This is a genomic window from Chryseobacterium sp. CS2K3 (genome assembly GCF_059515185.1).
Window position 1 is genome coordinate 261,873 of the sequence record NZ_JCAKRW010000008.1, and the last position, 6,661, is coordinate 268,533.

The window sequence follows — 6,661 nt, forward strand, 5'->3', positions numbered from 1 at the left end:
AAAACATATTAAACCGTATTTAAATTTAGCCTTTTTCTGAAAAAACTGTTTTATACAATGAATAAATCATGGCATTCCAGAACGGAAAAGTAAACAAACCACCTACTAATAATAGTGTGAATCCCAGATATTTAAACAGAACAGCAACTAATATACACACCATAATTTCAACGAAATACATCTTTAGTGCTTTAAAATTTAAAGAAATGGCTTCAAAGATTCTCTTATTGGTAAAAAACATCAGAGGAGCAACAAATACGGTCATCGCAACCCAGATAACAGCTAAGAATATTGTAGGTATTGTAAATCTGTAGATCATAAACCAAAACAGATAATATCCAAGATACTTGAAGAAGTTAATCCCATAATATCCTGCAAACAAATCGCTCAATTCTATTTTTTCTTTAAGATCAAGCTTTCTGAAAATCTGAAAAAAGCCAAGATTCAGGGGATAAAGAAATGCTACTGTTGCCCAAATAGCCAGAACAAACATCTGATAGCTTTCTGTAGCACTTAATTCTGCTACTTTCGCCAGATAAGCCTGAGTTCCCTGCTGGAAAGCTTCTTGTAGCATAGCGTTTTGTGCAAATATCTCATACTTTAAACCAAAAAGGAAAAAGGAGGTAAGAAAAATTCCAAAAAATAGTATTGAGAACATCAACTGATAGATCAGTGTTTTGTTCCAATAAAAAAACGCCTGCTTCAGTATAAAATCTATTCCCGGTTTCTGAGGATATTTGCTCTGCATCATAAAAATTTTATGCAAAAGTAAACATCAATAATTATTTTTGCGGAATGTTTTCAGTGAATCATCAAAAATTTATCGAAATGGATGAGCTTTCTCTTCAGAAGGTTCCCTATTTCTTCGTCATCGACTTCCTTTTGGAGAATGTTGAAATCTATCAGGAAAGCGAAATTGAAAAAGAAGGCTTACTTATTGATTTTCAAAACTTTTCAACTACAAAAAAGAAGTATGATTTAGATAAAAAAGTAGAATGGAAAACATTTCCGGAGACTTTAGAAAGCTTCAAAACGGGGTTTGATAAAGTTCAGAAAAATATTCGTCTGGGAAATTCATATCTTGTAAACTATACCCGAAAAACTAAAATTGAGACCAATTTAAGCCTCAAAGAAATTTTTTATCACTCAGAAGCAAAGTACAAGGTTTTTTATAAAGATTTTTTTGTATTTTTTTCTCCGGAAACTTTTGTGAAGATTATTGATGGTAAAATTCTGACTTATCCGATGAAAGGAACCATTGATGCTTCAATAGAAAATGCGGCTGAAATTCTGAAGAATGATAAAAAGGAAAAGGCTGAACATTATACGGTAGTAGACCTGCTCCGCAATGATTTGAGTATGGTGGCTGATGATGTAAAAGTTGATCAGTTCCAACATATTGATTTCATCAAGACCAGACAAAAAGATTTGTATGCTATGAGTTCAGAAATTTCTGGGAAAATAAAGTCTGAATTTGACGGTAAGTTAGGAAGCATTATGCAAAAACTTCTTCCTGCTGGCTCTATTTTGGGAGCTCCGAAGCCGAAAACACTGGAAATCATTCTGGATGCTGAAGGATATGATAGAGGATACTATACAGGAGTTTGTGGCTGGTTCGATGGTAAAAATGTCGACAGCTGTGTAATGATACGCTTTATTGAAAAGGAAAATGATCAACTTTATTTCAAAAGCGGAGGCGGTATAACGCACATGAGTAAATTAGAAGACGAATATCAGGAAATGAAAAATAAAATCTATGTCCCAATTCATTGAAAGCATTAAGGTAGAAGATAAGGAGATTTTTCTATTGGAACTCCATCAGAAACGTATCAATCAGACATTTTCCCACTTCGGAAAGGATGACTCTATTGATCTTGCAAAAATCTATAAAAATCTGCAGCATGATGAAGACGGACTTTTCAAACTTAGGATTGCCTATGATCTGGACAAAAGAATCCGGACTCAGATGATTCCTTATGCTATTCCTGAAATACAGAATTTCCAGTTGGTAGAAAACAACAGTTTTGATTATTCTTTCAAGTTTGAAGACCGTAAAGAATTGGATAAAATGAAAATGAAGTCTAAAGCTGAAGAAATTATCATCGTCAAAAACAACCATATCACCGATACATCATTTTCCAATCTTTTATTTTTAAAAGGTAAAGAATGGTTTACTCCCACTACTTATCTCTTAAACGGGGTACAAAGACAGCATCTTTTAAAGCATAAAAAAATAAAAGAGGCTGAAATTACTTTACAGAATATAAAGCAATTCAGCCACTTTCAACTTATCAATGCCTTAAATGACTTTGATGATATGTTTATTTATCCTATCGACAGAATTATAAATCTGCCGGGGAATGAAGAGTATCTGGACCTTTAGTTTTCCTTTAGAAAATTAAAATAAGCCTTCTGTACATCTGCACTGTTTTTCCCGTAGGTGTTTACTTCCAGGATTTTCGGCTGTGCATCTGGCTTAAAGAAATTCTCCAGTACTCTGTCCAGGGTAAGCTCATCTTCCACTCTGATATAGGAGAAACCAAAATGTTTCGCAAGATGTTCAGCATTCTTGCGGTGCTTCGTTGCGATAAACTCATCCAGGGTATTTGGATTGGCATTTCCTGGTCCCGGAATGATTTTAAAGATATTTCCTTCACCATTGTTAAAAATCATAATCCTTACAAACGGCGGGATATATTGATTCCAAAGTCCATTAATGTCATAAAAGAAACTCAAATCTCCAGTAATCAGCAATGTAGGGTTAGCATTCTTAATGGCAAATCCTACTGCCGTGGATGTTGAGCCATCAATTCCGCTCGTTCCTCTGTTACAGTATACTTTCCTTTTCCCAAAATCAAACAGCTGTGCATATCTGATTCCGGAAGAGTTACTGACATGAATATTATAATTCTCCGGAATGGTCTGAGCCGCTTTATTAAAAAAGTAAAAATCAGAAAACTCAACAGTATTTAAAAACTGCTCATGCCTAGCATCTTTTTTATCTCTTAAAACATCCCAAAGATTGAAATAAGGTCTCGGTTCCAGATTAATAAATTTCAACAGTTTTGAAAAGAAAACTTCAGGTTTTACTTCTATCTTTTCCGTCAATGAATAATAAGTATCCGGCTGCCACACTTCATCCAGATGCCAGTGCTGTTTTGGGCGTGCGCTTCTAAGGAATTGTTTTACTTTTTTAGATACCACGTTTTGTCCTACCGTGATTAAAAGATCCGGAGCATAGGTTTTATAGTCTTCTTCCGTAAAATTGAAGATATAGCGGTCTATATGCCTGAAAAATTTCTCGTGATACAAATTAGAATTTGCTTCGCTTAATACCACCACAGAATGATTCTTCACCAACTGGGTCAACTGATTCTCCAATTCAGGGCTATAATCCCTTGTTCCTACCAGTATCATGATCCTTTGGGACGTATGCCATTCTGCAATAAGATTGGATGGAATTTCATAGTCTTTATGCTTGATCGTCTTTTCTACCGTTGGAAAAGTAGGAAGCTCAGAAACCAATTCGTATAGAGGCTCTTCTAAAGGAATATTGATGTGTACCGGACCTTGCTTCTCAAAACAAAGCTCGATTGCTTTTTTTATGATATCGAAATTAATATCTTCTGCATTTTCCTTGCTGTCTTCCAAAAGCTGGAAATCACCATAAGAATGCTGATGAAAAACATCCTTCTGTCTGATTGTCTGCCCATCGAAAATATCAACAAAATCCGTAGGTCGGTCTGCTGTAAGTACCAAAAGTGGCACATTCTGATAAAATGCTTCAGTAATCGCAGGATAGTAATTAACCACAGCAGATCCACTCGTGCATGTCACTGCTACAGGTTTTTTCTCACTTTTTGCCATTCCCATTGCTACGAAAGCAGCACTTCTTTCATCTACAATGCTGTAACAATTAAAACTATCCACTTCTGAAAAGTGAATCGCCAAAGGAGCATTCCTTGATCCCGGGGAAATTACAATGTCTGCAATTCCGTACTGCTGAAGAAGATGTGCAAGTATTTGGATACTTCTCTTAGAAGAATATTTTTTCATACAGCAAATTTAACTTATAAATAATGATTTTAAAATCATTTAATTTAAAAAATATGTAATTTTGCTATTCGTAAATTTCTAAAAATGGATAAAATACCTAGTGTAGACCTGCGTGATTTCCTTTCGGACAACCCGGAACGCAAACAGAAATTTGTAAATGAAATCGGAAAAGCTTATGAAGAAATTGGTTTTGTAGCCTTAAAGGGCCATTTTCTTGATGACAACCTAGTAGAAGATTTGTATGGAGAGGTAAAAAACTTTTTTGAACAACCAGTGGAAACAAAACAGAAGTATGAGATTCCTGGAATTGGTGGACAAAGAGGTTATGTAGGATTCGGTAAAGAAACGGCTAAAGGTTTCAAAAAAGGAGACTTAAAAGAATTCTGGCACTTTGGACAATACCTGTCTGATGATTCAGAATACAAAAAAGAGTATCCTGACAACGTAATCGTGGAAGAACTTCCAAAATTTAATGAAGTAGGTAAAGAGGCATTCCAAATGCTTGAGAAAACAGGACAGTATGTTTTAAGAGCTTTAGCATTGCACCTTGGTTTAGATGAGTACTATTTTGACGATAAGATCGCTGAAGGAAACTCAATTTTAAGACCTATTCACTATCCGCCAATCACCCAGGAACCGGATGATGCGGTAAGAGCAGCAGCTCACGGAGATATTAACCTTATTACTCTTTTAATGGGAGCTCAGGGAAAAGGTCTTCAGGTTCAGAATCACAACGGAGAATGGATCGATGCAATCGCAGAACCGGATGAATTGATGATTAATGTTGGAGATATGCTTTCAAGACATACTAACAACAAATTGAAATCTACCATCCACAGAGTGGTAAACCCGCCTAGAGAAATGTGGAGCACTTCAAGATATTCAATTCCTTTCTTTATGCACCCTATCAGTGCTATGTCTTTAAATGCACTTGAAAACTGTGTTGACGAAAACAATCCAAAACTATACGAAGATACTACTGCCGGAGAATTCCTGCATGAGAGACTGATCGAATTAGGATTGATTAAAAAATAAAAAGAAGAAAGTCAGTAATTTCAATATTACTGACTTTTTTATTTACTCTAATAGGTTATCCTGTTATACAATAAAAATCCGGACATGGAGTAGACTGTGTAAAAGTTCCCCATGGACAGATGCATGTATAAGTATCACCACCACCAGGATTTCCTCCACCACCCGGACCACCTTCATAAGGTACACATTTGCCTCCAGAACAAATATATCCTGCTGCACATCCTCCCATTCCTGGTCCCTCACCATCAAAGCAATAAGCTGGTCCGATATCTCCAGCAATTAAGCCTTTCTTATCTTCCCTTGAAAGTTTTTTGAAATTTTTCATAGTTATCAATGTTTTGGTAATTCCTACTCTGTAAGCTTTTCGGATAACGCTGAACTAAATATAACATATATTTAACTAATAATCAAACAATTAAATAAAAATCATTCATTAGTTATATTTTAATGTTATAAAAAATAAATTTTAGGATAAAACAAAATACAAATTGATTATATTTACATTAATTACAAAAATAAAATTAAAACAATATGAAAAATCTAAAAAAATTACAGAAAAACCAACTAAAAGACATTAACGGAGGAGGAATCAAGCTTCCGGAACAAGAGTTTTGTATGTATTACTGCAATGGTACAGTAATATGTGCAGCTTGCAGCACCGATTTTAAATGCCCGGACAACAATAATGACATATAAAACGGTAAATACAGTTAAATAAGAAAATATATAGCTACTCTTTCGGGGTGGTTATATATGTTTATAATTATAAATAAATCTTACATAATTAACATGGAAAGGTTAAAAAGAGGAAAAATAAACTGAACTCTATTTATTTTAAATTAATTTCCCTTTATATAAGGTCATTTTACAGCTTACTTTATTATTGAAAGAATAATGTCGTTTTAAATAAAGAAAGGTTATAAAAGAGCTCTAAAATCGTTCTACAGATAAACTTCCTGAATTGTCACATAACAAGAAAGTGCCAACAAAATAATTTTAATGGATTATTTATTTCAGGAGCTGTATCCTGCTATCCACTCATACTCCTCGTGCCTTAACATTCCAATACCAAAGCCTTTGCTCTTTCCAGCTCATACTGTGGGGTAACCGTTACTATCAGGGCTAGGAAATTCGATAAAACTACAGTTAATAAGAATTATTGAACGATATTAATTCAATTCAATAGGAATGGATTTTAGTTTGTTCAAATAAATCTATCAGTTGAAAAATTTAGGGAATACAAAATTTGCTTTATCCAATTTTGATTGTCCATTATCATTAAGCCATATCTTATTTAAGTATTACATATTTTTTCTACGCAAAGATTTATATTCCTGCTCTCCAACTTTTAGCGAGCAAAGAATAGAATCAACTTCGTTGATTGAACGAAGCGAATGTATATCCACAAGCTTCATCATAATCGATTATAAATCGATTTTCTTCTTAGCTCACTTAAAAATAAAACGTATTCAAAATAAACTTTGCGTTAAACTTAAATGGGAACAATACAAATAATATCCTCTTGCTCAACTTCTGTGATTGATTCGGATTTTTCTTGGGTTTGCTTAGC

General features: G+C 34.2%; 7 protein-coding genes. 4 read left to right on the forward strand and 3 right to left on the reverse strand.

Translation table 11 applies throughout. The features are described 5' to 3' along the window. Positions 1 to 25: 25 nt before the first annotated feature. Positions 26 to 751 carry a hypothetical protein gene (locus AC5YGG_RS15455; protein WP_496145355.1) on the reverse strand — a complete coding sequence of 242 codons (726 nt, stop codon included), beginning with the start codon at positions 749 to 751 and terminating at the stop codon, positions 26 to 28. 44 nt (positions 752 to 795) lie between these two features. On the opposite strand from AC5YGG_RS15455, the gene AC5YGG_RS15460 reads away from it, so the two are divergent. Beyond that, a complete protein-coding gene (locus AC5YGG_RS15460) occupies positions 796 to 1,773 on the forward strand; it encodes an aminodeoxychorismate synthase component I (protein WP_496145356.1) in 978 nt (325 codons plus the stop codon). Further along, complete coding sequence (locus AC5YGG_RS15465; protein ID WP_496145357.1) at positions 1,757 to 2,383, forward strand: aminotransferase class IV; 627 nt, start codon at positions 1,757 to 1,759, stop codon at positions 2,381 to 2,383. The genes AC5YGG_RS15460 and AC5YGG_RS15465 overlap by 17 nt, the downstream gene beginning before the upstream one ends. On the opposite strand, the gene menD is transcribed toward AC5YGG_RS15465, so the two are convergent. Continuing rightward, the gene (gene menD / locus AC5YGG_RS15470) at positions 2,380 to 4,056 is read right to left on the reverse strand and encodes a 2-succinyl-5-enolpyruvyl-6-hydroxy-3-cyclohexene-1-carboxylic-acid synthase (protein ID WP_496145358.1); all 1,677 of its coding nucleotides are present in this window, start codon (positions 4,054 to 4,056) and stop codon (positions 2,380 to 2,382) included. The genes AC5YGG_RS15465 and menD overlap by 4 nt on opposite strands. A gap of 84 nt (positions 4,057 to 4,140) precedes the next feature. On the opposite strand from menD, the gene AC5YGG_RS15475 reads away from it, so the two are divergent. Then, complete coding sequence (locus tag AC5YGG_RS15475) at positions 4,141 to 5,091, forward strand: isopenicillin N synthase family dioxygenase (RefSeq protein ID WP_496145359.1); 951 nt, start codon at positions 4,141 to 4,143, stop codon at positions 5,089 to 5,091. Positions 5,092 to 5,146: 55 nt separating this feature from the next. On the opposite strand, the gene AC5YGG_RS15480 is transcribed toward AC5YGG_RS15475, so the two are convergent. Continuing rightward, positions 5,147 to 5,416 (reverse strand): hypothetical protein, encoded by a 270-nt coding sequence (locus tag AC5YGG_RS15480; protein WP_496145360.1) that lies wholly within the window; start codon positions 5,414 to 5,416, stop codon positions 5,147 to 5,149. Positions 5,417 to 5,622: 206 nt separating this feature from the next. Here AC5YGG_RS15480 and AC5YGG_RS15485 point away from each other — a divergent pair, with 206 nt between their 5' ends. Then, positions 5,623 to 5,787, forward strand: a complete 165-nt coding sequence (locus AC5YGG_RS15485) for a bacteriocin-like protein (protein WP_496145361.1) — start codon at positions 5,623 to 5,625, stop codon at positions 5,785 to 5,787. The last annotated feature ends 874 nt before the right edge of the window (positions 5,788 to 6,661 follow it).

Coding starts and splice junctions, on each gene's coding strand:
- AC5YGG_RS15455 (WP_496145355.1), bottom strand. CDS start 751: ATGATGCAGAGCAAATATCCTCAGAAACCGGGAATAGATTTTATACTG.
- AC5YGG_RS15460 (WP_496145356.1), top strand. CDS start 796: ATGTTTTCAGTGAATCATCAAAAATTTATCGAAATGGATGAGCTTTCT.
- AC5YGG_RS15465 (WP_496145357.1), top strand. CDS start 1,757: ATGTCCCAATTCATTGAAAGCATTAAGGTAGAAGATAAGGAGATTTTT.
- menD (WP_496145358.1), bottom strand. CDS start 4,056: ATGAAAAAATATTCTTCTAAGAGAAGTATCCAAATACTTGCACATCTT.
- AC5YGG_RS15475 (WP_496145359.1), top strand. CDS start 4,141: ATGGATAAAATACCTAGTGTAGACCTGCGTGATTTCCTTTCGGACAAC.
- AC5YGG_RS15480 (WP_496145360.1), bottom strand. CDS start 5,416: ATGAAAAATTTCAAAAAACTTTCAAGGGAAGATAAGAAAGGCTTAATT.
- AC5YGG_RS15485 (WP_496145361.1), top strand. CDS start 5,623: ATGAAAAATCTAAAAAAATTACAGAAAAACCAACTAAAAGACATTAAC.